Source organism: Streptomyces sp. NPDC101776, assembly GCF_044766845.1.
Taxonomy (GTDB): Bacteria; Actinomycetota; Actinomycetes; order Streptomycetales; family Streptomycetaceae; genus Streptomyces.
Genome location: NZ_JBIWMV010000020.1, coordinates 100,965 through 124,544 on the forward strand (window position 1 = coordinate 100,965; position 23,580 = coordinate 124,544).

Genomic DNA, 23,580 nt, shown 5'->3' on the forward strand with positions numbered 1-23,580 from the left:
TCACCCCTGGTGGACGACGGCCGCGAGGGCGCTGATCACCTCGGCCGCGGCCCGCTCGCCGGACGAGATCGCCCCGTCGATGTAGCCGTTCCACACCGAGGCGGTCTCGGTCCCGGCCCAGTGGACGAGCCCGGACGGCTCCCGCCAGCCGTCCCGGCCGTGGCGGGTCCAGCCGCCCGGGGTCACGAAGCACTCGTAGCCGCCGATGGTCCAGCCCGTCCGCGGCCAGATCTTCTCGACGTAGTCGATGGGGTGTCCGGCACGGGGTCCGGCCACCGCCGACAGCGCGGCCAGCACCGCCTGGCGGCGCTCGGCGTCGGTTCCCGCGGACCAGCGGTCGAGCCGGTCGCCGTAGACGAACGCGACGAGCACGCCGCGCGAGGCGTCCTCCGGGGAGTTGTCGAAGACGACGCCGACCGGGTGGTCGCCGTAGAGCGTCGCGATGCCGGAGCGGCCCGCCGTGCGCCAGAAGGGCTCCTCGTACACGGCGTGCACCTTGGCGACCCGGCCCATCGGGGAGTGGCGTACCCAGCCGCGCCGTCCGACGGGCAGTACCGGGTCGAAGGCGATCCGTTCGACCGCCGCCGGGGGTACGGCGACGACGGCTCGGCGCGCTCGGACGACGGTGTGGCCGGTGTACGCCTCCACTCCGTGTGCGGTCTGCCGGAGGGACAGCACCGGTTCGCCGAGGCGGACGCGACCGCCCAGTGACGTGGCCAGCGCATGGGCCACCGCGTCCGCTCCGTCGGAGAACCGGGCGTCCTGTGCACAGCCGCGGGTCTCCATCAGCTGTTCGTAGCCGCCGCCGGATGCCAGGTAGAACAGCACGTGGAAGAAGGAGATCTCGTGCGGTTCGGCGCACCAGACGCCCTGGATCGCGAGCGCCAGTCGCTGGAGGGCGTCCTCGTCGGCGGTCTGCGCGCGGAAGAAGTCCTCGGCGGACAGGGCGTCGAACTCCGCGAACCTCGGGGTGGACCACGGCAGTTCGAGGTCGACGGTGCGGGCGAGATCGTCGAGCAGGGCGGTGACGCGTTCGTACTCCTCGATGCCCGGCCCGGCATCCGGTGCGCCGCCCGCGTAGTCGACGCGGGTGCCGTCGGCGCGGATCTCGACGTGCCGTCCGGTCTCCCAGGTCGGGAACGTCCGGCAGCCGAACCGGTCCGCCAGCGCGTGGAACCGTCGCTGGCTCGGCCCGATCCACTGTCCTCCGAGGTCGATGCGCACCCCTGACGGACTCACCTGACTGAACACGCGGCCACCGACGCGGTCGGCGGCCTCCAGCACGACCACGTCGACCCCGGCGTCGGCCAGCCGCCACGCGGTGCTCAGCCCCGCGTAGCCGGCGCCCACGACCACGACCTCGGTGTCGACGGCAGAAGTTTCGAGTGTTGTCACGCCGCACACCGTGTCGCAATATTGACTCACCAGTCAAGACACTCCACAAAATTGCGATCGGAGTCTTGACAGCGCTTCCGGCCACGGCCAGTCTGACTCGCCAATCAGTCATTGCGTTTTGTTGTCGGTACCCGTAGACCACCAGATCGGGAGTGGCGATGACCTCAGATTCGCAATATCAACGAGGCAAGGCACCGGCACCCGCGCAGGCGCTCAGCCCCACCGTCGAGCCGATCGACGGCGAGTTCTCCGACAAGGGCCTGCGCTCCGGCGCGCTCGGCATGGCCACCAGCCTGATCCTCGCCGTGGCGTCCGCGGCGCCCGCCTACAGCCTCACCGCGACGCTGGCGTTCGTCGTCGGATACGTCGGCTTCCAGGCCCCGGCCGTGGTCGTGCTCGCCTTCGTCCCGATCCTGTTCGTCTCCTTCGGCTACGCCGCCCTCAACCGCCGCGATCCGGACTGCGGCACGATCTTCACCTGGGCCACCCGCTCACTGAACCCGAGCCTCGGCTTCCTCGGCGGCTGGGCGATCATCGCGTCCTTCGTCCTGGTGATCGGCAGCCTCGCGCAGGTCGCCGGGCAGTACGTGTTCCTGCTGTTCGGCGCGGAGAACGTCGGCTCCGATCCGGCGGACTGGCGGGTGCTGCTGGCCGGACTCGGCTGGCTCGCGCTGATGACCCTCGTCTGCTATCGCGGTATCGAGATCGCGGCGGCGGTCCAACGCGCCCTGCTCTTCCTGGAGTTCGGCATGCTCGTGGCCCTGTCCGTGGTCGCGCTCGTCAAGGTGTACGCCGGCAGCGCACCGACCGGGACCCGGCGGCCGAGCCTGTCCTGGCTCAACCCCTTCGAGGGCGCCTCCCTGAGCGCGTTCGTCAGCGCGCTGGTGCTGATGCTGTTCATCTACTGGGGCTGGGAGACGGCACTCACCGTCAACGAGGAGACCACCGACCGGCACCGCATCCCCGGCCGCGCCGCGACCTGGTCCACGGTGCTCCTGGTGACGCTGTACCTCCTCGCCACCTTCGCCGCGATCTCCTTCGCCGGCATCGGCGACTCCGGGATCGGCCTGAACAACCCGGACAACTCGGGGGACGTCCTCTACGGCTTCGGCACCGCGGTGTTCGGGTCGAGCGGTTTCGGCTCGGTGCTGTGGCACCTGCTGATCCTCATGGTCCTCACCTCGGCCGCCGCCTCGACGGAGACGACCGTACTGACCCTGAGCCGCACGATGCTGTCGATGGGCGACCAGGGCGCACTCCCCCGCGCACTGGCCCGGGTGCACCCGCGCTTCCGCATCCCGCACGTGGGCACGATCGCGGTCGGCGTCATCGGTGCCGTGGTGTACGTCGCGCTGAACTTCCTCGGCCACGGTCTCGTCCTCGGTGACGCGGTGTCCGCCTGCGGAGTACTGATCGCCTTCTACTACGGCCTCACCGGCCTCACCTCCGCCTGGGTGCACCGCGCCGGACCACGCGCCAAGGCGACGGACCTCTGGCTGACCGTCGTCCTCCCCGCGATCGGCGGGCTCGTCCTGCTCGCCGCGGGAGCGTGGAGCCTGGTCCAGGCGTGGGATCCCCTCAACAGCGGCACGAGTTGGAGCCTCCCGTTCTCCTCGGGAACCCACGTCGGCGGCACGTTCCTGATCGGCACCGGGACGCTCGTACTCGGCCTCCTCGCCCTGCTGCTCTGCCGACGCCTGTATCCCGAGTTCTTCTCGCGCCGGTCAACTCCCACGGCTCAGGCCTGAGTTCAGACCTTCTGCCCTACGACCCCCGAGGTTGATCACTCATGACTCCGCCAGGCGCCAGGCAGCCCGCCTATCGGGTCGTCGATCCAGCGACCGGCGACCCGGGCCGCTCGTTCCCCTACGCCACCGATGCCGAGGTCGCCGAGATCCTGGACGCCTCGCAGTCGGCGTACCTCGACTGGCGGGAGCGAGCCGTCGCCGAACGCGCCGATCTCGTCCGCCGAGCGGGCGCCGCGCTCCTACGGCGTTCCCGCGAACTGGCCGCGACCATGCGGCTGGAGATGGGCAAGCCGCTCTCCGAAGGGACCGCCGAGATCGAGTACTGCGCGTCGATCTTCGACTACTACGCCGACCAGGGCCCCGCTCTGCTCGCGGACGAGGAGCTCGCGACCCGTGGCGCAGGCCGTGCGGTCGTGCGGTCCCGCCCGATCGGCCCGCTGCTGGGCGTCATGCCCTGGAACTACCCCTGCTATCAGGTCGCGCGCTTCGCCGTCCCGAATCTCGTGCTGGGCAACACCGTGATCGTCAAGCACGCCGAGTCGGTACCGCTCACCGCCCGCGCACTCGAGGAGGTCTTCCTCGACGCGGGGCTGCCGCACGGGACGTACCTCAACGTCTTCGCCACGCACGAGCAGGTCGAGACCGTCATCGCCGATCCCCGGGTCCAGGGTGTGTCGCTGACGGGATCCGAGCGTGCGGGCTCGGCCGTCGCCGCGACCGCGGGCCGGCACCTGAAGAAGTGCGTGCTCGAACTCGGCGGCTCGGACCCGTTCATCGTGCTCGACTCCCCCGACGTGACCGCCGTGGCGGCGCTCGCCTGGCAGACGCGGATCCACAACAACGGACAGGCCTGCACCTCCAACAAGCGCATGCTCGTGATGGCCGACATCTACGACGAGTTCGTGACCGCGCTCGTCCTGGAAGCGAAGGCCGTCGACACCGCCGTACACCCGCCGTTGGCCTCCCGCGCGGCGGCCGAGCACCTCGCGGCGCAGGTCGAGGACGCCGTCGCCGAGGGCGCCCGCCTGCTCGCCGGCGGTGTCCTGGCACCGGACCGTTCGGCGCACTACTCCCCCGCCGTCCTGGTCGACGTCACCGAGGACATGCGGGCCTGGCACGAGGAACTCTTCGGGCCGGTGGCCGTCGTCCACCGCGTGACGCACGACGAGCACGCGGTCGAACTCGCCAACGCCACCCCGTACGGACTCGGCGCCGCCGTGTTCAGCGCCGATCCCGAACGGGCGCACCGCGTCGCGGAGCGGCTGGAGACCGGCATGGCGAGCATCAACACCCCGTCGATGGACGGACCCGAACTCCCCTTCGGCGGCGTCAGGCGCTCCGGCTACGGCCGCGAACTGGGCCCGGCCATGGGCGAGTTCGTGAACAGAAGGCTCGTCTGTACGGCGGTGCAGCCCCATGCCTGATCAGTGCGGCACCGCGGATCACCGCTCCGGCCCGCCCGGGATCCCCGCACCCGCGACCCCCGAGACCGGGAGACCGTCCGTGTCCTTTCCCCGGGCCTTCGTCGACCCGGCCTCCATAGCCGTCGTCGGTGCGACCGAAGACCGTGCCAAGTGGGGTTACTGGCTCGCCACCGGTGCCCTCGCGGGAGCCGACCGGCGGCAGGTGTGGCTGGTCAACCGCCGCGCCACGCAAGTCCTCGGGCAGCCCTGCCATTTGACGGTGGGCGACCTGCCGCGGACTCCCGATCTCGTCGTCGTCTGCGTGCCGCCGCGACACGTCCTCCCGGTCGTGCGGGACGCCCTCGCCAAGGGGTGCCACGCATTCCTCTCGATCACTGCGGGGCTCGGTGCCGACGAGGCCGAACTCGCCGCGCTGCTGCGCCGGGCGGGGGCCCGGATGATCGGGCCGAACAGCCTCGGGTTGTTCAACGCCGCCACTCAACTCCGGCTCGCCTGGGGGAACTTCACTCCCGGGAGCCTGGCGATCGTGTCGCAGAGCGGTCAGCTCGGCTCCGAGATCGCCGGCCTCGGCGCCCGGGCCGGACTGGGTGTGTCCCGCTTCTACTCGGTCGGCAACCAGCTCGACGTGGGAGCCGCCGACGTACTCGAATCCCTCGTCGCCGACGAGCACACCACCACGGTGGCCCTCTACTTGGAGAGCTTCGCGGACGGCACACGGATCGTCGCCGCCCTCGAAGCCCTCCGCCGCGCCGGGAAGCACGCACTCGTGCTCACCACCGGTGCCAGCGAGGGCAGCCGTCGGCTCGCGCGGTCCCACACCGGTTCGATGACCTCGGCACTCGACGTCGTCGACGCGGCGTGCCGCGCCTCCGGAGCCCTTCGAGTGGCCTCCCCACGCGAACTCGTCGACACGGCAAGGGTGTTGGACACGATCGCACCACCGGGCGGACGCCGGGTCGCGATCATCAGCGACAGCGGCGGACAGGGCGGGATCGCCGTCGACCTCGCCACGGTGAATGGGCTCCGCGCGCCGGTGTTCACCGACGGGCTGCAAGCCGGTCTGCGCGCCCTGCTCCCCGCCGCGGCAGCGGTGTCCAATCCGGTGGATCTCGCGGGTGCGGGGGAGGCGGACCTCCAAATCTACGCGCGGGTCGCCGAGTTGGTGGCTGCCTCCGGCGAGGTCGACTCCATCGTCCTGTCCGGATACCTGGGTTGCTACGGCGAGGACTCGCCGAGCCTCGTGGAGGCCGAGTCCGCCGTGATCGACCGCATCGGCCGCCTCCGGCGGACAGACACTGCGCGCGTGCCCCTGATCGTGCACAGCATGAGCGCCGCCTCGCCCGCGATCGCCCGGCTACGGGAGCACCGCGTACCGGTCTTCGACACCGCCGACGCGGCCGTGGGCGCGCTGGGCCACGTGACCCGGTTGGGTGGACAGCCCCGCCCGACTCCAGCGACCGTACGGACCGAAACGGCCGTACCGACTCCCGGCTATTGGGCGGCTCGTACGTTCCTCACCGCACTCGGCGTCGCGATGCCCGAGGCGAGACGGGCCACCGACGCGGCCGGGTTCACGGAGGCCTGCGCGTCCCTGCGACCGCCGCTGGTGCTCAAGGCCGGGTGGATCGAGCACAAGAGTGAACACCAGGCCGTCAGAACGGGGTTGGGCCCGGACACCGCCGCTCCCGTGTTCCGAGAGATGTACGAACGCCTCGGCCCCGGTGAGTATGTCGTCGAGGAGCAGGACACCCGGCCGGGCGTCGTCGAGATGCTGATCGGCGCCCGACGGGACCGTGACTTCGGTCCGACCGTGGCCGTGGGTCATGGCGGGGTCCACGCCGAGCTCTGGCGTGACGTGTCCGTGGAGCTGGCTCCGGTCGACCGACGGACGGCGGCCGGAATGCTCGACCGCCTGCGCTCGCGCCGGCTGCTGGACGGCTGGCGGGGACAACCGGCGGTCGACCTCGACGCCCTGATCGACGCGATCGTCGCCGTGTCCGAGGCGATCGCGGCCACCACCGGTGTGACGGACATCGAGGTCAACCCGATCCGGGTCGGTCCCGAGGGCGCACTCGCCGTGGACGCGCTCGTCGTCTCCGGCACCACAGAAGCCGTACCAGAGACAACCGGGGTGAACAGCCACCGGGAAACCACCGAGAAGCAGGAGATATCGCGTGAGCACGTCCACTGAGCCCTGGCCGCTGACCGATGAGCAGCGGGCGATCGTCGAACTGTGCCGGGAGTTCGCCACGAACGAGATCCGGCCGCGCGGACGCGAGGTCGACGAGCGTGACATCGAGTCGCCGCTGGACATCTTCCGGGCGGCGGCGAAGGTCGGCATCACCGACTTCATGCTGCCCGAGGAGTACGGCGGGGGCGGATTCACCGACGTCGTGACGCAGTGCCTGGTGCAGGAGCAGATGTGCTGGGGCGATCCGGGCATCGGCAACTTCGTGTGCTCCAACGGGTTCTTCGCCGACCCGCTGCTCGCGCTCGGCACCGAGGAGCAGAAGGCGGAGTGGTTGCGTCCGCTCGCCGGGCCCAACCCCCTCTACACCGCGCTGGCGACGACCGAACCGGAATCGGGTTCCGACGCCGCGTCCATCGCCACCACGGCCGTCCGGGTCGAGGGCGGCTACGCGATCAGCGGGCAGAAGGTGTGGATCTCCAACGCGGGCCTGGCCGAGCAGTACGTGGTCTTCGCCAAGACCGACCCCACCCGGGGCTCCTCCGGGGTCACCGCCTTCCTGCTGCGCAAGGGTGCGGAGGGAATGAGGTTCGGGGAGCCCATGCGCAAGATGGGCCAGCGCGCGATCGTCTGCCGCGAGATCTTCTTCGACGACGTCTTCGTGCCGGAGTCCGACCGTCTCGGGGACGAGGGGCAGGGCTTCCGCGGGCTGATGAGGACGTTCGACATCTCGCGGATCGTGCTGGCCGCCGCGGCGACCGGAGCGGCCCGTGCGGCGTACGAGTACGCGCTCAACTACGCCCGGGAGCGCAAGCAGTTCGGCAAGCCGATCATCGAGCACCAGGCCGTCGCGTTCCGGCTGGCCGACATGGCGACCCGGATCGAGTCCGCGTGGCTGCTGACCCTGCACGCGGCACGCCGGATGGACGCCGGCGCGGATGCCACGAAGCTCGCCGCCATGGCCAAGCTCCAGGCCTCGGAGACCTCGATGGCGGTGACCTGGGGTGCCGTTCAGACCCTCGGCGGCTGGGGTTACTCGCGCGAGTTCCCGGTCGAACAGTGGATGCGCGACGCCAAGTTGGAGGAGATCGAGGAGGGCACCTCCGACATCATGCGGCTGATCATCTCGCGACGACTCTGACGCCGCCGAAACCTGTGACGTCTTCGGCCCTGCCCCGGCAACAGGAGTGACATGACCTTCCAGAACGAGTTCACGGAGATGTTCGGCGTCGAACATCCCATCGTGTGCGGCGGAATGCTCGCGGTGGGTACCGCGGAGCTGATCTCGGCCGTCGCGAACGCCGGCGCGCTGGGCTTCCTCAGCGCGCTGACCCAGCCCACCCCCGAGGCGCTCGCGCGGGAGATCGCGCGCTGCCGTGAACTGACCGACAAGCCGTTCGGCGTCAACCTCACCATTCTGCCCACCATCGAACCAGTGCCGTACGACGACTACCGGGGGGTCATCATCGACTCGGGCGTGAAGGTCGTGGAGACGGCGGGCAGCAACCCCGCACCGCACCTGTCGGCGTTCAAGGAGGCCGGGGTGAAGGTCGTACACAAGGCCGTCGCCGTCCGGCACGCGCTCAAGGCCGAGGCGCTGGGCGTGGACGCCGTCAGCATCGACGGGTTCGAGTGTGCCGGGCACCCCGGCCAGGACGACGTCCCCGGCCTCGTCCTCATCCCGGCCGCCGCCCGCAGGCTGCGCATCCCGATCATCGCGTCCGGGGGCTTCGCCACCGGCTCCGGCCTCGTCGCGGCCCTGGCGCTCGGAGCGTGCGCGATCAACATGGGGACCCGGTTCGAGGCGACCGAGGAGGCGCCGATCCACCCGAACGTGAAGGCCCGGATCGTCGCGAACGACGAGCGCGGCACCCAGATCGTGTTCCGGGAGTTCGGCAACACCGCCCGGGTGGCGCGCAATTCGGTCTCCCAGGACATCGCCCGCCTGGGCGCGCGCCCCGGGGCCGACTTCTCCGACGTGGCCGAACTCGCCTCCGGGAAACGCGCCAGGCAGCGGGTGTTGCGGGACGGCGATATCGAGGGCGGCATGTGGTGGGCCGGTCAGGCGCAGGGTCTCATCGACAGTGTGGAGAGCTGCGAGACGGTGGTCCGCACGATCGTGGCGGACGCCGAGAGCATCATCGGAGACAGGCTCCGACGGCAGCTCGTGCCGTCGGTCGACATGAGCCCGGCGGTGGTCGGCTGACCGGCTCCTCCGTCGATCGAGCAGGACCATCAACTCCCCGCACGGGTAGGGCTGGTGGCGACGGAAACAGCTCCGGACCACTGCGGGGAAGGCGGCGCCTCGGGTTTCGCCGTGGAAGTGTGCGGGTCCGAAGCGGCGTCAGTGGACCGGGCTATCGTGCGAGGCACCCGACGATCACCGGGCGGGTTGTCGGCCGATGCCGGTCCGGTCACGTACTGGGGCGGCGACATCCACCCCGGCCTCCCGATGCCCGGCGACGAGCCCCTCGCGGTCCTCCTCGTCACCAGCACCCGGGCCCGTTTCGTCGACACCTACCCGCTCGACGCCCTGATCGCGAACCTGATGCCGGTCGAGGCCGACTTCCTCACCGCGACCGGCTTCGGCGAGGACGAAGCCCCCGCCCAACCCTCCGCCGACCTGAAGTCGCAGATCAAAGGGCCGGTGCATGACAGCACCAGAGCCGGCCTGGGTACGGGGCGAAAGCAGAAGCAGGTAGCCGACCGCCCGGATCCCGCCCGCCGCCGTCGAGTGGCTGCCCGCCATCTCGTGCGGGTGGGACGAACTCGCCGTCGCCGTAAGGGTATTTGAACGGATGAGCGGACAGCTCGCGGCTGGGCGTGCCCCCAGCCGCTTCGGCGCCCTGGCAAGTCGGCGGACAAGCCGTCATGGTGGTTCCGCACCGCACCGCACCGCACCGCACCGCACGTCAGCCGTGGAGCCGACCGTCCTCGCTCGGGACCGGTGATGGCCCGGCAGGTTGGCGACGCGCTGAGAATCGACACCAGTGTGCGGGCCGGGCTGCAACCGGTTGTCCCCGGCAGCCGTTGAGAAGGTGGAACGAGAACCAAAGCGCACGGCCAGGACTCCTGCGGCTCCCTCCACTGCAGGTTCCGTGTACGGCGTACGTTCGCACGTTGAGCCGACCACGGAGAGCCGCGCGGGCTCTCCTCCGACGCCGGACCCGGACCGGATCGCCAGCGAGGTTAGAACGATTCGCGCCGATCGGCCGCAGGGCACCGCTGTGGAGGCGCCCTGCGGCCGTCTACGGCCTTACTGGGGCTTGAAGGAGCGGATCTGGTAGCTGCCCTGCAGGTTGCCGCCCGCTACGGCGGGGGTGGACCCGACGCGCGAGTTGTAGTTGGTGTGCGTGTAGTACTGCACGCGGTGCCCGGTTCCGTTCCAGACGGAGAGCACGTTCTGTCCTCGCTGGATGAAGGAGCAGTCGTCGGCGGTGTTCGCCTTGCTGGACTGCGACCACTGACAGCGGGTTCCCCCGCCGTTCCAGTCGCTGTAGATGCAGAAGTATCCGGAGGTGCAGTTGTAGGCCGCCCGACTGCTGGGTGCGGCGGGGGCCGCGGTCGCGGCGGGCACCGTACCGAGGACTGCGGCGAAGGCAGCTACGGCGACGGCTAACGACTGGATGCGGCGCATGACAGGTCTCCTCTTCCTCGTCGGTGGCGCGGAGCATTCCCACCACCACAGACAATCTGGGCCACTCGGACAGAAGGTAAACAGCGAACAAATCCCCGAGCTGTCGCCCGATCGGATGAGGGAAGGAGCAGGCAGAGGAGGGTCCCAGGCCGGCGAACCCGACGACCATGCCCACCTACTCATGATCGTCACGCACCATCAAATCCGCGACGGAGCCCGGACGTTGGGACCAGGACCCGCTCTCGCCTACACGGTCACCGATGAGTTTCGGTCACCGCTTCCCTTCCGGTCACCGATGAGTTTCGGTGTGCTGCACGGTCCAAGTCGGCACACCCAACAAAGGGAGAACCCGATGAGCAAGACGCGCTCACATCCGACGACTCACATCGCCCGCCGCATGTTCGAGCTCCTGGAGCCGATCTGCATGGTCACCTTCGCCGCCGACGAGTGCAACGAGGAACTGACCGCACTCGGCCACCGCACCTACTGGGACGGCTACTTCGCCAGCCGCGCCGCACCACTGGGACGGGTGCCGGCTCAAGTCGTACACGCGGCCTTCTACAGTTTCGCCGAGGGGGAGGCCGCACGGCACATCCCCAGTGCCTGGGAGACGATCCCGCCCGAGGCCTCCGTCGCCGCGCGGGAGCGGGGCAGCGCTGCCTCCCTACGGCGCATCCTCGGCGACGAACTGGCCGGCTCCCCGGGCCTGGTGCGCGCCGCGGACCTGACCACGAAGGCCGCGACGAGCGCCCCCACCGAAGGCCGGGCGATGTACGCCGGCATGCGAACCCTCGATGTACCCACCGACCCCGTCGCCCGTCTGTGGCACTCCGCGACCATGCTGCGCGAGCACCGCGGCGACGGGCACATCGCCGCACTCCTCGGCGCGCGCATCGGCGGCACGGAGGCCCACGTGCTCTCCGCCCTGGAACAGGGCATCCACCCCCCGGAGTCGTTCGGACGCATCCATCACCTGCCGAAGGAGCGCCTGGCCGCGGTCATGGACGGCATGCGAGAACGCGAACTCATCGACACCGACGGCCACTTCACCGACATCGGCCGCGCGACCAAACAACGCATCGAGACCCTCACCGACGAACTCGCCACCCCGCCCTACGACGCCCTGTCCCCCGCCGAACTCGACGAACTGATCACCGAGCTCGAACCCATCACCGCGATCCTGGTGGCCACAGGCTCGCAGTGACACGCAGAAATTGCGCGGCTGAAGCCACGCCCGCCCGTCCTGCTGACACAGCACTCGCGCCGTGGGGCGATGGCTTGGTGAGCCTGGAGGTTCGTGTTGGCAAGAATGGTCATATGCAGGCCGCCGGACCTGGTGCAGTCCCGTGCGGACACGGGCGGCGCGCTCGCCCAGCGCGGGCCGGCGGCCGGCAGGTCCAGGTCGCGGTGGATCTCGACGGCGTACGCCGGCAGGTCTGGGCCCCCTTGCGGGCCCACCACGCCTTGAGGTCCCTGATCTCCAGAACCGGCGCCGTCCACGACGTCGACCCCGACCGGCTTTCTTTCACCGACACCCTGCGAGTGGCCCGCGCACCGTCACCGCCACACCCTGAGCCCCTGATCACCGCACCGATCCGACTCCGGGACAGCCTGCTGACAACCCTGCTACGACCACGACGGCTCCGGAGCAAGCCCGGTGCCAGTGTCGTCACGATCCGCCCGCCCAGACCCAACAGGCCGACAAAGCAACGGCGTTGACCTCGAAGGGCGTGCCGTCAGCCGGTGCTCCATTTCTGGTTGCCCCCGCCGGTACAGCTCCACAGTTGCAGCTCCGCGCCGTTGCCGGTCCCCGCATCGGTGACGTCGACGCACTTGTCGGCCTGGATGTTGACCAGATCGTGCGCGGCGTTGAGCCGGAACTGCTGGGCCCCGGTGCCGTTGCAGGCGACAAGTTTGATCCACGCGCCGTCCGTCCGCGAACCGCCGTCGACGTCCATGCACTTGCCCAGGGCGCGGACTGTTCCATCGGACGCGAACTGCCACTTCTGCTGGGCGGCGCCCGTGCAGTCCCAGATCTGCAAGCGGGTGTTGTCCACCGGGTTGCCTCCGGTCACGTCGATACAGCGGTCGGAGGCGTGACCCCGGATCAGTACGCCCTTGGCGATGTCGCTGGAATCGGTGGCCGGTGAGGAACTCCCGGACGGCGCCCCGCCGTTCTTGGTGTCGCCCTCCGAAGTGGCTGTGGTGTCACCGGTGTTCGTTCCGGACGTCGGCAAGCCGGCCTTCGGGGACGGCCGCCCGCTGGACTGCCGCGTGGAGTCGGCTTCGAGTGCGGAGGATTCACCCGACGGCGAGGCCGAGTCCGACGAGTCGGTCACGTCCCCGGTCTCTCCGTCGCCCCGGACGGTGTCCGATCCGGTGCCGGCCGCCGAACGCCCCGTGCCGCCATCGCCGTCCATGAGGAACAGGGAGCCGGTCAGCAGGACGCCGGCGGTAGCGGCGGCGGCAAGCAGTATCTTGCGGCGCCGTGCGGGTCGGGGCGCGGACCGGCTCGGAACGGGCGTGACGTCGGCATGGTGGTCAGGCACGTCCCCCGCGTGGGCATCGGTACGGGCGTCTGACGCCGCCGTGACCGCCGCGCGTTCGGTGGATGCCGCGAACTCGGCCGCCACCGCGGACATGGGCGGCAGCGGAGGCACCTGCTCGGGGTCGGCCACCGCCCCGGACTCGGAGGCGGCAGCGGGCCCCAGCGCGGCGGCGGCCTCGGCGATCGCCGAGGGCCCCCTCGACCGGCGTGGCAGGGGCCGCGACGCGGAGTCGGACTGGTCGGGCCGGGCCGTGGCGGCCTCCGCCGTCGGATCCTCGGAGGAGGCCGTCATGTCGTCCTTCCGGTACTGAAGTTGTGGATTCCCGCGCGGCCGGTACTGCGTCGAAGTGCCGAAGACGTCGTGGTGGCCCGCGGTGGTCCGCGATGGCATTGAGCGGGCGCCGACGATCACCGTCCTCGTGCCCGAGGCGATTCTGTCGTGCGCACGACCACCTAGGCAAAGGGCGACACGCGATGTCCGTCCGGTACCGGAAGCTCTCGGGGTCTGGTGCTCAGGAACTCTTCGTTGGGGTGCCCAAGTCGTTCCGAAATGGGGAGGCCTGGACCCACTCGGCGCAGGCGGAACCCGGGCGGGCCATGCTCAGGTAGGTGTCACCGAGTTGGCTCCTGGTGAGCGCCGAATTGCGCGGGGGCGTCCCACCCGAGGACGACGAACGTATCGAAGCGATCGGGGCCTGGCAGGTGTTCTGCCAGCCGGTCACCTACGTCGCAGTCATCCGCCCGCCGAGGCAGTCAGCGGGCGCGGACACGCACGACTCGACCGCCTCGAAGACCGGGGCGGTCTCCGCGTACAGACTCCTGAAAACGGCGCCTACGCAAGGTAGTTCAGGTCTACGGTGATCACGCCGATCGGCTCCGTACAGCAGTGCCCCACGGGACTGGACCGCCAACATCAGATGGTCCGGGGCGGCAAGTGGTGCACGGCCAAGCATCGCCCCTCCGGAGGCCAGTCCAGCCGTTATGGTCATCTTCTCGACGGCGCCCATCACGCTGATGATCGTGCCGCTTCGGTCAGCGCGGTGCGCGCCAGCCCGCGCAGCCAGGTGTGGGCGTGGTCGGTGTCGTAGCGCTGATGCCACGACAAGTACACCGCTGCCGACGGCAGTTCGAGCGGCAGGGGGAGCACAACCAGGCCGAGGCCCGCGACCGCGGAGCGTGTGGTGGCTTCGGGGGCGGTGATCAGGAGATCGGAACCGCGCGCGAACTCCAATGCGGCCGCTTCCGTGGGCGCTGTCGCCACCACGCGGCGGGTGAGGGCACGTCGTGCGAGGGCGGCGTCGAGGGCGTTGCCGAGGTTTCCGCGTCGCGAGACGGCGATGTGCTCGGCCGCGGCGTACCCCTCGGCGGTGACGGCCCTGACGCGGGTGAGGGGGTGCCCCTGCCTCACGACGATGACGAGGCGGCTCTCGCCCACGTTCTCGGCGCGGACGTCCGGTGCGCTCGGGCGGTTGGCGTTCGCTTCCAGGTCGACCTCGCCGCGCCGCAACTCGGGGGTGTCAACGCTCGATTCCGCGATGAAACGCAATCGCACACCTGGCGCCTGTCCGCGCACGGCCGCGAGAAGTGCGGGGCCGCCGAGCGCGACGAGGGAATCGTGCCAGCGGAGTGTGAAGGTGCGCTCCAGCGTCGTGAGGTCGAGTTCGCGGCTCGGTGCCAGCACGCCCTGGACCTGCTGGAGCAGATCGTGCACCTGCTCCCGGACAGCGATCGCGTACGGCGTCGGGGTCATCGTACGTCCGGTGCGCACCAGGATCTGGTCCCCGGTCGTGCGCCGGATCCGGCCCAGACTCCGGCTCATCGCGGGGGCGGTGACGTGCAGGCGCGCGGCCGCCCCGGCCACGCTGCCCTCCTCCAGCAGCGCGTCGAGCGCGGCGAGGAGGTTCAAGTCCAATTGCATGGGAGTAATCCTAGCCGTGCTTGACATGCAGTTGTAGTTAACGGTGGGGGTGCATACCTTCGAGACGGGAGCGCAGGACGGACCGCGCGACTTGGCCCGACAAAGCTCATCACCCCTGATCAGACGGGAGCACCACCATGTCCGAAACGCTTCGTCCCATTGACGGCGCCGCCTCCGACGCCGACCTGCTCGCACAGACCGCGATCGCCGTACGCACGGCGGGTTCGGCGCTGCGGGAGCGGTTCGGCCACGTGGTCCGCTACCAGACCCGCGAAGAGCTGATGCGCGCGCTCGCCGTCAACGACGACGCAGTCCTCGACGTCCTGCGCCCCCGTCTCACGAAGCTGCGCCCGCAGGCCCGCTGGGTGGAGGACGAGCTCGCGGGCGGAGCCCTGCCGCCCGGCGAATGGTGGGTCGTGGACCCGGCCGAAGGCAACGTCAACCACCTGCACGCCCTGCCGGAGTGGGCGGTCACGGCCACTCTCGTGCGCGACCAACTGCCGGTCCTCACCGTGGTTCACCTGCCTCTGACCGACGAGACCTACACCGCGCTCGCCGGCGCCGGCGCCCACCTCGACGACCGGCCTCTGCATGTCTCCGACACCGCCGACCTCGGCCTGGGCATCGTGGCCACGAGCCAGGCCAGGCCGGACGAGGACGAGAAGGTCGTACGGCGCGTGGGCTCCTCGATCACCGAGATGCTCCTCGACGCGCTCGTGGTACGGACCTCGGTGCCCGCCACCCTGCATCTGCTGAACGTGGCCGCAGGCCGGATAGACGCCTTCTGGCAGTTCGCCGGAGCCCGAGCGGACCTCCTTCCCGGAGCGCTGCTCGTCACCGAGGCCGGCGGACTGATCTCCGACGCCGAGGGCCGACCATGGACGCCGGCGAGCGACAGCTTCCTGGCCGCCGCGCCCGGCGTGCACTCCGAGGCCGTCGCCACTCTCTCTCGCTGATCGCGCACCACGACCCACAAGCACGGGAAGGACCGAGTCATCATGACCACCATCGCAGTCCTCGGAAACGGCCGCGTCGGCGGCAGCCTGGCCGCAGCCCTCACCCGGGCCGGACACGCGGTGACCGTGGCGGACCGCTCGCACGGTTCCGCCGCCGAAGCCGCCCGGACCGCGCCGATCGTCATCAACGCCACGCCGGGCGACGGCTCCCTGGAACGGCTCGTCGCGCTGCGCGAGGAGCTGCGGGACAAGATCCTCGTCGACGTCTCCAACGCCACCGTCGACGGACCGGACGGACTCCCCGCCGACCTGCTCTATCCCGGATCGAGCCTCGCCGAGCAACTCCAGGAGTCGCTCCCCGAGACGCGCGTCGTCAAGACACTCAACACCATGCTCTTCACTGTGATGACCGCGCCCAGCATCCTCACCCAGTCGCCCAGCGCCTTCCTCTCCGGCGAGGACCCGCAGGCCAAGTCGACCGTCCGCGAACTGCTCACCGACCTGGGCTGGCGAAAGGAGTGGATCGTCGATCTCGGCGGAATCCGGACCGCCCGCGCCACGGAGGCCGCGATCCTGTTCGTACCGCACGTGATCCGGTCCAGTGGATTCGCACCCTTCGCGCTGTCCGTCGCCCGCTGACGCGGAGTCACGCGCACACCGCCACGTCCAGGCCCGCGTCGTACAGCGGGGCCTGGACGACGCACGTGATTACGGGCCGCGGTACAAGGCGACCGGATCACCGCGCTCGCGCTCCACGTACTCCTTGAAGCGCCGCATGTCGCCCTTGACCCGCCAGTCGATGACGCCCAGCGTGTCGGCGCTCTTCTCGGCGACGCCGGTCGGTTCGACGTCCGTGGGCAGCTCGGCCCTTGTACGCAGGTCGTCCAGCCGCTCGAACCTGACCGATCCGCGCTGCCGGGTGTCGCCGCCCCACGGATCACCAGGTGATCCGGTCGTCCACGAGTTGGTCGACGTTCTCGGTGTCGAATGCTGAATCCTCCAAGGGTCGGCCGTACGCCCATTGAAGGAGCGCGATATCTGAACGGCACGGCGTTTCACTCCCGTTGCCCACGGGAACCCGGTGCACATCCATTGAGAACTCGACCGAGACAGAGAGAAGTTGAAGTGCCGTGACCGCGCGCACCGCCAAACAGAAAGTCCTGAACGTGGCAAGGACCGGCTGGTCGAAGGCCCGTCATCGCCACGGCAAGGGCGTGCGCACGTGCGTCCCCGCAGTGGAGAGCGGCGGCCCTCCGATCACTGCGCACACGAACGCGGAGTCGAACGTCGTCCGAGGCGAGGACTGACCAACCCCCTGCTCAGTACGCATCACTCTCGACCGGCGAAGAAGTCGAGGCAGGCGTGGGCGAGTTCGTCGGGTGCCTCCAGCGGGATGTTGTGACCGGCGTTCTCGATGACGGTGCTGCGGACGTCTCTCGCGACCTGCGCCATCTGGTGACCCGGCTCGGCGCCCGGGTACGCACGGCCGCCGATCGCCAGGAGCAGCTCCGGTTAGTGCGGCAGGGCGAGCACGTGCGGTGCCGGCCGGTGCGGGGGTCCTCGGTCGGCAGCCCGGCCGGAGCCGGTACGGGAAGGCCGGGCAACCAGGTCTCCTGGTGGACGAGTTGCACCACCCTCGGCTGCTGGAAGGCTGCGACAGCGTAGGCGACGGCGGCGCCCCAGTCCTCGCCCACCACGCGGAACCGCTCGAAGCCCAGGGCCGTCATGACCCCGGCGACGTCACCGGCGAGGGGCCGGGTGTCATAGCCCGACGGCGGTCGCGCGAAGCCTCCCGAGGACGATGTTCTTCTGGCGCCACGGTATCCCGCTGCTCACCCCTCATCACACGGTCGTCGCGCTCGACCTCCGCGACTTCGGAGCCCGTGTGGTCGGTCATTCCATACGCAGGGCACCCAGACCATCACGGGCGTCGGCGGCTCGCACCGGGGTCGGACCCCGGTTCGCCGATCGCGTCGGGGATCTGTCTCCGGGAGGTGATGCCGAGCTTGCGGAACACCTTGTTCATGTGGAACTCGACGGTCGACGTGGTGACGAACAGCCGCGTCGCGATCTCCACGTTGGTCAGCCCCGAGGCGGCCATGGCGGCCACCTGCCGTTCCCGCGGTGTGAGGTCGAACCTGGTCTCCTCCGTCCGTCTGCGGGCCGTCTCTCCGGTGGCCAGCAACTCGGTGCGGGCCCGCTCGGCGTACGGCACCGCGCCGAAGGCGTCGAAGCTCTCGTACGCGGCGCGCAACTGCGTCCGGGCGTCGGACCGCCGCTTGCGACGGCGCAGCCATTCGCCGAACAGCAGCCGGGACCGGGCCTGTTCCAGGGCCGTCGGGACCTGCTCCAGCAACTCGACCGACTCCCGGTAGGCCTTCTCGGCGTCGTCGCCGTCCGCCGTCAGCGCCCGGCCGAGGGCCAGGGCGCCCAGGGCCCAGGGGGTACCGGCGAGCGGGGCGCGTTCCTCCAGCCGGGCCAGGGCCGCCGCCGCGACGGCTCGGTCGCCGGTGCGCACGGCGGCCTCGACGAGCAGCGGGAGGACGAGGTTGCCGCAGGCCGGGGGATCGGCCTCGAAGACCGCCCGCGCGTGCTCCATCGCCTGCCGGTAGCGGCCCTGGCCCAGCTCGAACAGGGTCAGCGCGTGCTGCGCCAGCAACTGGAGCACGCCGTGGCCCATGCTCCTCATCTCCTCGGCCTGCCGCACCGCCGCCCGTAGCAGGGTCTCCCGGCCGGTCAGGGCGAACAGGTGGAGCCGGTTGATGTCTCCGCCGCCGGGGAACCCCGTGTCGGCCGCGATGTCGTCGAACTCGGCGTAGCGGACCTCGGCCTCCGTGAACCGTCCGTCCAGGAGGTCGCAGCGTGCCGCGACGAGCAGTGTGATGCTCAGCGAGTACAGCGCGCCGGTGTCGCGGTCCGCCGCCGCCAGGCGATCGGCGAGTTCACGCTCGGCGCGGATGTCCCACAGGTCGTCGCAGGCCATGGAGAGCATCACCGCGAACGGGCTGTTCCCGTCCCCGATTTCGCCTCCGTCCCGCAGCAGGTCGAGGGCGCCGCGCAGCACGGGCGCGCCGTGCTCGTAGCCTTCGGCGACGCGCCGGGCCAGGCCCTCCATCAGCAGGTCACGGCCGGACGCCGTGGTGTCCGGGGTGTGCCGGGCGGCGGTGACGGCCGCCGCGACCTCGGTCAACGAGGTGCCCTGCGTGAAGTCGTGGGCGACCAGCGCCGCGTGCAGCGCCTCACGGAGCAGTTCCCAGGTCAGCCGCGGGTCCTGCGGACCGAGCCGGGTCACGGCGTCCATCAGCATCGCGGGGACGTCGGCGACCACGATCCGGAACATCTGCGCGGTGGCCCGTATCCGCAGCTCGCGGGTGCGCATCACCGGGCCGCGGAGGTCGGCGCCGGCCAGGTCCAGCGCGGTGCCTGCCGCCGTCGCGTCGCCCGACATCAGGTGGGCCTGCGCCGCGTCGAGCAGCCGCTCGGTCCGTTTGTCCGGGTCGCCGGTGAAGTCGACGGCGCGGGACAGGAACAGGGCCTGCTGGGCGTAGCCGCCGCGGGAACGGGCCCGCTCGGAGGCGGCTTCCAGGTCGTCGGCGACCTGGTCGTCCACACCCTCGGCGGCTTCGGCCCGGTGCCAGGCACGGCGGTCGGCGTCCCGTACGGCGTCGCAGGCGGCGGCCAGTGCCGCGTGCACCCGGCGGCGCTCACCGGGTTCGGCTCCGGCGTAGACCGTCGAGCGGATCAGAGGGTGCCGGAAGGACGTCGGCATGCCCCGGCCGAGGATGCCCGCGGCGATCGCCGGCTCGACGGCGCGGGCCGACAGGCCCAGCCTGCCCGCGGCCCGCCACATCAGCCCCGTGTCGTCCGAGGGAGCCGCCGCGAGCAGCAGCAACAGGGTTCCTGTGTCCGCCGGCAAGGCCCGGACCAGGCGCCGGAAATGGCCCTCCAGCAGTCGGCCCACCGGCAGCGGATCGGGCAACGGGGCGATACCGGACAGCTGCTCGGCGCTCAGGGCGTCGGCCAACTCCAGCAGCGCGAGCGGGTTGCCGCCGGTGCCGACGACGATCCGGTCGGCCACGGCCGGATCCACCCGCCGGGTGCCGGAGGTGAGCAGGATCCTGGCCTCCGGCTCGGGCAGACCGGGCACCCGCTGCGTGCTCAGCGCGTCGAACACGCCCTTGTCCCCGAGCCCTTCGCGGACGGCGACGATCAGTCCCAGGGAGTCGGCGTGCAGGCGGCGGGCGGCGAACGCGAGCGCCTCGGCCGACTCCCGATCCAGCCACTGCGCGTCGTCGAGCAGCAACAGCAGCGGCTGATCAACGGCGACCTCGGACAGCAGGGTCAACGTCGCGAGACCGACCAGGTAGCGGTCCGCGGGCAGCCCGGACGCCAGACCCAGGGCCGCGTCCAGCGCGGCCCGTTGCGGCGCGGGCAGCACGGCCGCCCGGTTCAGGAACGGCCGTAGCAGCCGGTGCAGCGCGCCGAAACCGAGACCGGTCTCCTGCTCCACGGCGGTCAGCCGGACCACCCGCACTTCCGAGGCCCGCTCCGCCGCGTACTCCAGCAGCCGGGTCTTGCCTACGCCGGGTTCACCGGTCAGGACCAGGACCCCGCTCAGGCCGTCGCGCACCGCGTCGAGCAGCCGTCCGACCGCTTCCCGCTCGGCGTGCCGGCCGACCAGGGCCGAGGACCGCCCGGATGTCCGCGACGCATGCCGGCCGCCGTTCCACTCCATGGGACCGCTCCCCCTCGTCGACACCCAGGCAAGGAGAACGCTAGGAGCAGCGCGCAGGGGGCAGCGAGCGTCATGTGACGGTCGTCAGCGCGGTCCGGAGCTCGGCGCGCGAGACCACGCCCAACTTGGGGAAGATCCGGTGGAGATGGGAGCTGACCGTGCGGTGGGAGAGGTAGAGGCGCTGGCCTATCTCCCGGTTGGTCAGCCCCTCGGCGGCGAGCTGGACGATCTGCAGCTCGTGGGCGGTCAGCCGGTCACGGGCGTCCGGGGTCCGGTGGCGGCTGGTCTCACCCGCGGCCCGCAGTTCGCGGCGGGCCTTCTCCCCCCAGGGGATCGCGCCGAGCGCGTCGTACATGTCCCGGGCCGCCCGGAGGTGGTCGCGCGACTCGACGCTGCGCCGCCGACGCCGGAGCCACTCGCCGTAGACCAGGTGGGTGCGGGCCCTGATCAGCGGCCAGGTGCTGAGGTCGGCGCCCAGCGCGGCCGTGAACAGCGGTTCCGCGTCCTCGTCCGCCGCCAACAGGCACCGGACCAGACGCAGGTCGGCGTGGAGTACCGGCGCGGGGGTGAGCGCGGCGACGGCTTCCAGCTCCCTGACGATCGGGAGTACGGCGTCCAGCCGCCCGCAGTGCGCCGCCGCGTCGACGAGGTCGCCCACGGTCGTCAGCCGCAGGGCGACCTGGAAGGCGGGGTCCGCCGGATCGTGGAGGCGGCGGAAATGGCCGTAGGCCTCCTCGAACCGCCCCGCGCCGAGCGCGGCCAGTCCACGTGCCGTCAACGCGGTGGCCAGCACCGGACGTGCGCCGACCGGAAGCCCGATCTCCTCGGCCTCCTCGGCCAGCCGCAGGGCGGCATCCACCTCACCGCGCAGCGCGGCCAGCTTGGCCGCGGTGGCGGTCATCAGCCCGTACATCATCGTCTGGCTGGTCTCGCGGGCCAGCCTCCGTGACTCCTCGGTGGCGGCGATCGCCGCACCGAGGTCGCCGACCACCAGGGCGCTCCACGCGTCCGCGCCGACCGTACGGGCCAGCAGCCCCAGGCGCCCCTGGGCACGCAGCGGCGCGCCGCCTGCCGCGGAGAACGCCCGGGCCAGGTCGAAGCCGCCGGCGAGGAGTGAGGCGGTGCTGAGCATGCGGTAGGCGCGGCCGTCGTCGCCCTCCTTGGGCGTGACGTGCCGGGCACGGTCCAGGACGTAGGCGCCGCGGTCGACCGGGGCGGCGTACGCGCAGATGGCCAGCCGCCACGGATCGAGTTCGTCGAGTTCCATCCGTTCCACGGCCAGCAGGATCCTGCGGCGGCCTTCCGGGCCCGGTTCGGACCAGAAGCACAACTGTGCCGCGCTCCACAGGATCCGCAGCGCCAGCGCGGGGTCCTCCGCGGCCATCTCCTCGGCGAGTGCGGTCAGGGAGATGGCGCCGGACGAGTGGCTGCGCAGTCCTTCGTCGAAGCTGCCGCGCAGCCAGACGACGGTGGCGTGCTGCCGCCGCGACAGCGGCCCGGTGAGTGCCCGGTCCAGCAGTCGGGTCACGGTCTCGGGTCGGCCCAGCTCGACGGCGAAGTCGGCGGCGCGCAACAGCCGTTCGGCGCGGCGGTCGGCGTCCTCGCTGAGCGCGGCGGCCTGTTCGAGGGCCGTGACGGCCGCCGCGATGCCGCCCCGGCGAGCGGCCCGGTGCGCGGCTTCCTCCAGCGCGGCGGCCACGGTCTCCCGCGGGCCGTCGGCCGCGGCGGCCCGGTGGCGGATCTGCCGGTCCGGGTCCGCGTCGAGTACGGCGGCGAGGGCGGCGTGCGCGGCCTGGCGGATGTCGGTGGGCATGGTCTGGTGGATCGCCGACCGCATCAGCGGATGCCCGAACCGCAGCTCGGTGCCGACGAGGTGGACGAGCCGGGCGCGTACGGCCGGGTCGAGGTCCGCCGCGCCGGCCGAGGCACCGGTGAACTCCCGGGTGGCGCGGTAGATCTCGGGGAGCGACGGGCTGTCGTCGAGGGCCGCGATCCGCAGCAGGCCCCGGGTGTTGTCGGGCAGGGTCTCCATGCGGTCGGTGAAGGCCCGTTCGAGTCGTTCGGTGAGGGGCAGCCGGGAGATGTGCGGGTCGGCCGACGCGCCGAGGGTGCGCGACAGTTCGGTCAGGGCCAGGGGATTCCCGGCGGCCTCGGCCAGAAGCCGGCGGTGTGCGGTGGGACGCAGATCCGGGGCGTGGTCGGCGAGGAGTCGCGTGGCCTGGCCGTCGTCGAGCGGGTCCAGGATCACGGAGGTGAGTTCGTCGGGGTTCAGCCGCGACCGGTAGCCGTCGCGGGCGGCTCCCACCATGACCACCGGCTCGGTGCCGATCCTGCGGGCCACGAAGGCGAGGACGCCGGCGGTGGCGTCGTCGAGCCACTGGACGTCGTCGGCCAGGACCAGCACCGGCGTCGAGGCGGCCACGTCGGCCAGGAGGTTGAGAACGGCCAGACCGACCAGGAAGACGTCACGGACACCGGCCTCGGCCTGCCCGAGGGCGGTGTCCAGGGCCTGGCGGTGCGGGGCTGCGAGTTCGGTGGCCGCCGCGCGGAGCGGGCGGAGCACGAGTTGGAGACCGGCGTAGGGGATGTCGCTCTCGGACTCGGCACCGCTGGTGCTCAGCACCCGGTAGCCGAGGCCCTCGGCGAGCGCGGCGGTCTCGGTGAGCAGGGCCGTCTTCCCGATGCCGGGCGCCCCGCGCACCAGCACCGCGCTGCGTTGGCCCCGCGGTTCGGTCAGCAGCCGGCGCAACAGATCCAGCTGATCGTCCCGGCCGATGAGCCCCACGTTCCCCCTCCATCAGCCGGGTCCCCCACCGCGGTCTGTACGGAAGATCAGGGTACTGCGCCACGGCCGACGGTCTGCGCGGGACCGTTGGGTCGCGCGGCCCGCCGGCTGTGTTCTGTCGTGGATCAGCCGGACGGACGGACGGACGGGCTGAACCAAGCCCGCCCGCCCGTCCGGCGATTGAGGACACAGCGCTCACAAGGTCGGTGCCGGTCCGGTCACCCTCACGTGGAACGCCTCGGCCGA

General features: G+C 71.2%; 16 protein-coding genes and 1 pseudogene. 9 read left to right on the forward strand and 8 right to left on the reverse strand.

The features are described from left to right. Nucleotides 1–1,395 (reverse strand): flavin monoamine oxidase family protein, encoded by a 1,395-nt coding sequence (locus ACIRRY_RS41055; RefSeq protein WP_403983597.1) that lies wholly within the window; start codon nt 1,393–1,395, stop codon nt 1–3. Nucleotides 1,396–1,553: 158 nt separating this feature from the next. Here ACIRRY_RS41055 and ACIRRY_RS41060 point away from each other — a divergent pair, with 158 nt between their 5' ends. The 6 genes from ACIRRY_RS41060 (at nt 1,554) to ACIRRY_RS41085 (ending at nt 9,549) form a co-directional block, all read left to right on the forward strand. Then, a complete protein-coding gene (locus tag ACIRRY_RS41060) occupies nt 1,554–3,143 on the forward strand; it encodes an APC family permease (RefSeq protein ID WP_403983599.1) in 1,590 nt (529 codons plus the stop codon). 41 nt (nt 3,144–3,184) lie between these two features. Next, the gene (locus ACIRRY_RS41065) at nt 3,185–4,567 is read left to right on the forward strand and encodes an NAD-dependent succinate-semialdehyde dehydrogenase (protein ID WP_403983601.1); all 1,383 of its coding nucleotides are present in this window, start codon (nt 3,185–3,187) and stop codon (nt 4,565–4,567) included. A gap of 79 nt (nt 4,568–4,646) precedes the next feature. Continuing rightward, the gene (locus ACIRRY_RS41070; RefSeq protein ID WP_403983603.1) at nt 4,647–6,758 is read left to right on the forward strand and encodes an acetate--CoA ligase family protein; all 2,112 of its coding nucleotides are present in this window, start codon (nt 4,647–4,649) and stop codon (nt 6,756–6,758) included. Then, nucleotides 6,742–7,896: an acyl-CoA dehydrogenase family protein gene (locus ACIRRY_RS41075; RefSeq protein ID WP_403983605.1), complete on the forward strand. Its 1,155-nt coding sequence runs from the start codon at nt 6,742–6,744 to the stop codon at nt 7,894–7,896. Before ACIRRY_RS41070 ends, ACIRRY_RS41075 begins: the two co-directional genes overlap by 17 nt. Before the next feature lie 51 nt (nt 7,897–7,947). After that, on the forward strand, nt 7,948–8,961 hold the full coding sequence (locus ACIRRY_RS41080; protein ID WP_403983607.1) for an NAD(P)H-dependent flavin oxidoreductase: 1,014 nt from the start codon (nt 7,948–7,950) through the stop codon (nt 8,959–8,961). A gap of 156 nt (nt 8,962–9,117) precedes the next feature. After that, nucleotides 9,118–9,549, forward strand: coding sequence for a hypothetical protein (locus ACIRRY_RS41085; RefSeq protein ID WP_403983609.1), 432 nt, complete (start codon nt 9,118–9,120; stop codon nt 9,547–9,549). Nucleotides 9,550–10,011: 462 nt separating this feature from the next. Here the strand turns inward: ACIRRY_RS41085 and ACIRRY_RS41090 are convergent, their stop codons facing one another. Further along, a complete protein-coding gene (locus tag ACIRRY_RS41090; protein ID WP_403983611.1) occupies nt 10,012–10,392 on the reverse strand; it encodes a peptidase inhibitor family I36 protein in 381 nt (126 codons plus the stop codon). A 352-nt stretch (nt 10,393–10,744) separates the two neighbouring features. Between ACIRRY_RS41090 and ACIRRY_RS41095 the strand changes: the two genes are divergently transcribed. Continuing rightward, nucleotides 10,745–11,596: a MarR family transcriptional regulator gene (locus ACIRRY_RS41095; RefSeq protein WP_403983613.1), complete on the forward strand. Its 852-nt coding sequence runs from the start codon at nt 10,745–10,747 to the stop codon at nt 11,594–11,596. Between the two features lie 532 nt (nt 11,597–12,128). Here the strand turns inward: ACIRRY_RS41095 and ACIRRY_RS41100 are convergent. Both ACIRRY_RS41100 and ACIRRY_RS41105 read right to left on the reverse strand, forming a co-directional pair. Beyond that, nucleotides 12,129–13,331 carry a ricin-type beta-trefoil lectin domain protein gene (locus ACIRRY_RS41100; RefSeq protein ID WP_403983615.1) on the reverse strand — a complete coding sequence of 401 codons (1,203 nt, stop codon included), beginning with the start codon at nt 13,329–13,331 and terminating at the stop codon, nt 12,129–12,131. Between the two features lie 615 nt (nt 13,332–13,946). Beyond that, complete coding sequence (locus ACIRRY_RS41105) at nt 13,947–14,858, reverse strand: LysR family transcriptional regulator (protein ID WP_403983617.1); 912 nt, start codon at nt 14,856–14,858, stop codon at nt 13,947–13,949. A 137-nt stretch (nt 14,859–14,995) separates the two neighbouring features. On the opposite strand from ACIRRY_RS41105, the gene ACIRRY_RS41110 reads away from it, so the two are divergent. Both ACIRRY_RS41110 and ACIRRY_RS41115 read left to right on the forward strand, forming a co-directional pair. Further along, on the forward strand, nt 14,996–15,814 hold the full coding sequence (locus ACIRRY_RS41110) for an inositol monophosphatase family protein (RefSeq protein WP_403983619.1): 819 nt from the start codon (nt 14,996–14,998) through the stop codon (nt 15,812–15,814). A 42-nt stretch (nt 15,815–15,856) separates the two neighbouring features. Beyond that, entirely contained in the window at nt 15,857–16,453 is a 597-nt protein-coding gene (locus ACIRRY_RS41115; protein ID WP_403983621.1) for an NADPH-dependent F420 reductase, read from the forward strand. 69 nt (nt 16,454–16,522) lie between these two features. Here the strand turns inward: ACIRRY_RS41115 and ACIRRY_RS41120 are convergent. The 4 genes and pseudogenes from ACIRRY_RS41120 to ACIRRY_RS41135 form a co-directional block, all read right to left on the reverse strand. After that, a pseudogene (locus tag ACIRRY_RS41120) lies at nt 16,523–16,802 on the reverse strand (cyclase); the annotation flags it as partial. 341 nt (nt 16,803–17,143) lie between these two features. Continuing rightward, complete coding sequence (locus ACIRRY_RS41125) at nt 17,144–17,266, reverse strand: alpha/beta fold hydrolase (protein WP_403983623.1); 123 nt, start codon at nt 17,264–17,266, stop codon at nt 17,144–17,146. A 469-nt stretch (nt 17,267–17,735) separates the two neighbouring features. Continuing rightward, nucleotides 17,736–20,549, reverse strand: a complete 2,814-nt coding sequence (locus ACIRRY_RS41130) for an AAA family ATPase (protein WP_403983625.1) — start codon at nt 20,547–20,549, stop codon at nt 17,736–17,738. A 70-nt stretch (nt 20,550–20,619) separates the two neighbouring features. Beyond that, complete coding sequence (locus ACIRRY_RS41135) at nt 20,620–23,334, reverse strand: ATP-binding protein (RefSeq protein ID WP_403983627.1); 2,715 nt, start codon at nt 23,332–23,334, stop codon at nt 20,620–20,622. Between the last annotated feature and the right edge of the window lie 246 nt (nt 23,335–23,580).

Bases quoted from the DNA above. Each gene is read 5' to 3' on its own strand.
- ACIRRY_RS41060 (WP_403983599.1), top strand. From the start codon at position 1,554: ATGACCTCAGATTCGCAATATCAACGAGGCAAGGCACCGGCACCCGCG.
- ACIRRY_RS41065 (WP_403983601.1), top strand. From the start codon at position 3,185: ATGACTCCGCCAGGCGCCAGGCAGCCCGCCTATCGGGTCGTCGATCCA.
- ACIRRY_RS41080 (WP_403983607.1), top strand. From the start codon at position 7,948: ATGACCTTCCAGAACGAGTTCACGGAGATGTTCGGCGTCGAACATCCC.
- ACIRRY_RS41090 (WP_403983611.1), bottom strand. From the start codon at position 10,392: ATGCGCCGCATCCAGTCGTTAGCCGTCGCCGTAGCTGCCTTCGCCGCA.
- ACIRRY_RS41095 (WP_403983613.1), top strand. From the start codon at position 10,745: ATGAGCAAGACGCGCTCACATCCGACGACTCACATCGCCCGCCGCATG.
- ACIRRY_RS41100 (WP_403983615.1), bottom strand. From the start codon at position 13,331: ATGCCATCGCGGACCACCGCGGGCCACCACGACGTCTTCGGCACTTCG.
- ACIRRY_RS41105 (WP_403983617.1), bottom strand. From the start codon at position 14,858: ATGCAATTGGACTTGAACCTCCTCGCCGCGCTCGACGCGCTGCTGGAG.
- ACIRRY_RS41110 (WP_403983619.1), top strand. From the start codon at position 14,996: ATGTCCGAAACGCTTCGTCCCATTGACGGCGCCGCCTCCGACGCCGAC.
- ACIRRY_RS41115 (WP_403983621.1), top strand. From the start codon at position 15,857: ATGACCACCATCGCAGTCCTCGGAAACGGCCGCGTCGGCGGCAGCCTG.
- ACIRRY_RS41125 (WP_403983623.1), bottom strand. From the start codon at position 17,266: ATGGCGCAGGTCGCGAGAGACGTCCGCAGCACCGTCATCGAGAACGCC.
- ACIRRY_RS41130 (WP_403983625.1), bottom strand. From the start codon at position 20,549: ATGGAGTGGAACGGCGGCCGGCATGCGTCGCGGACATCCGGGCGGTCC.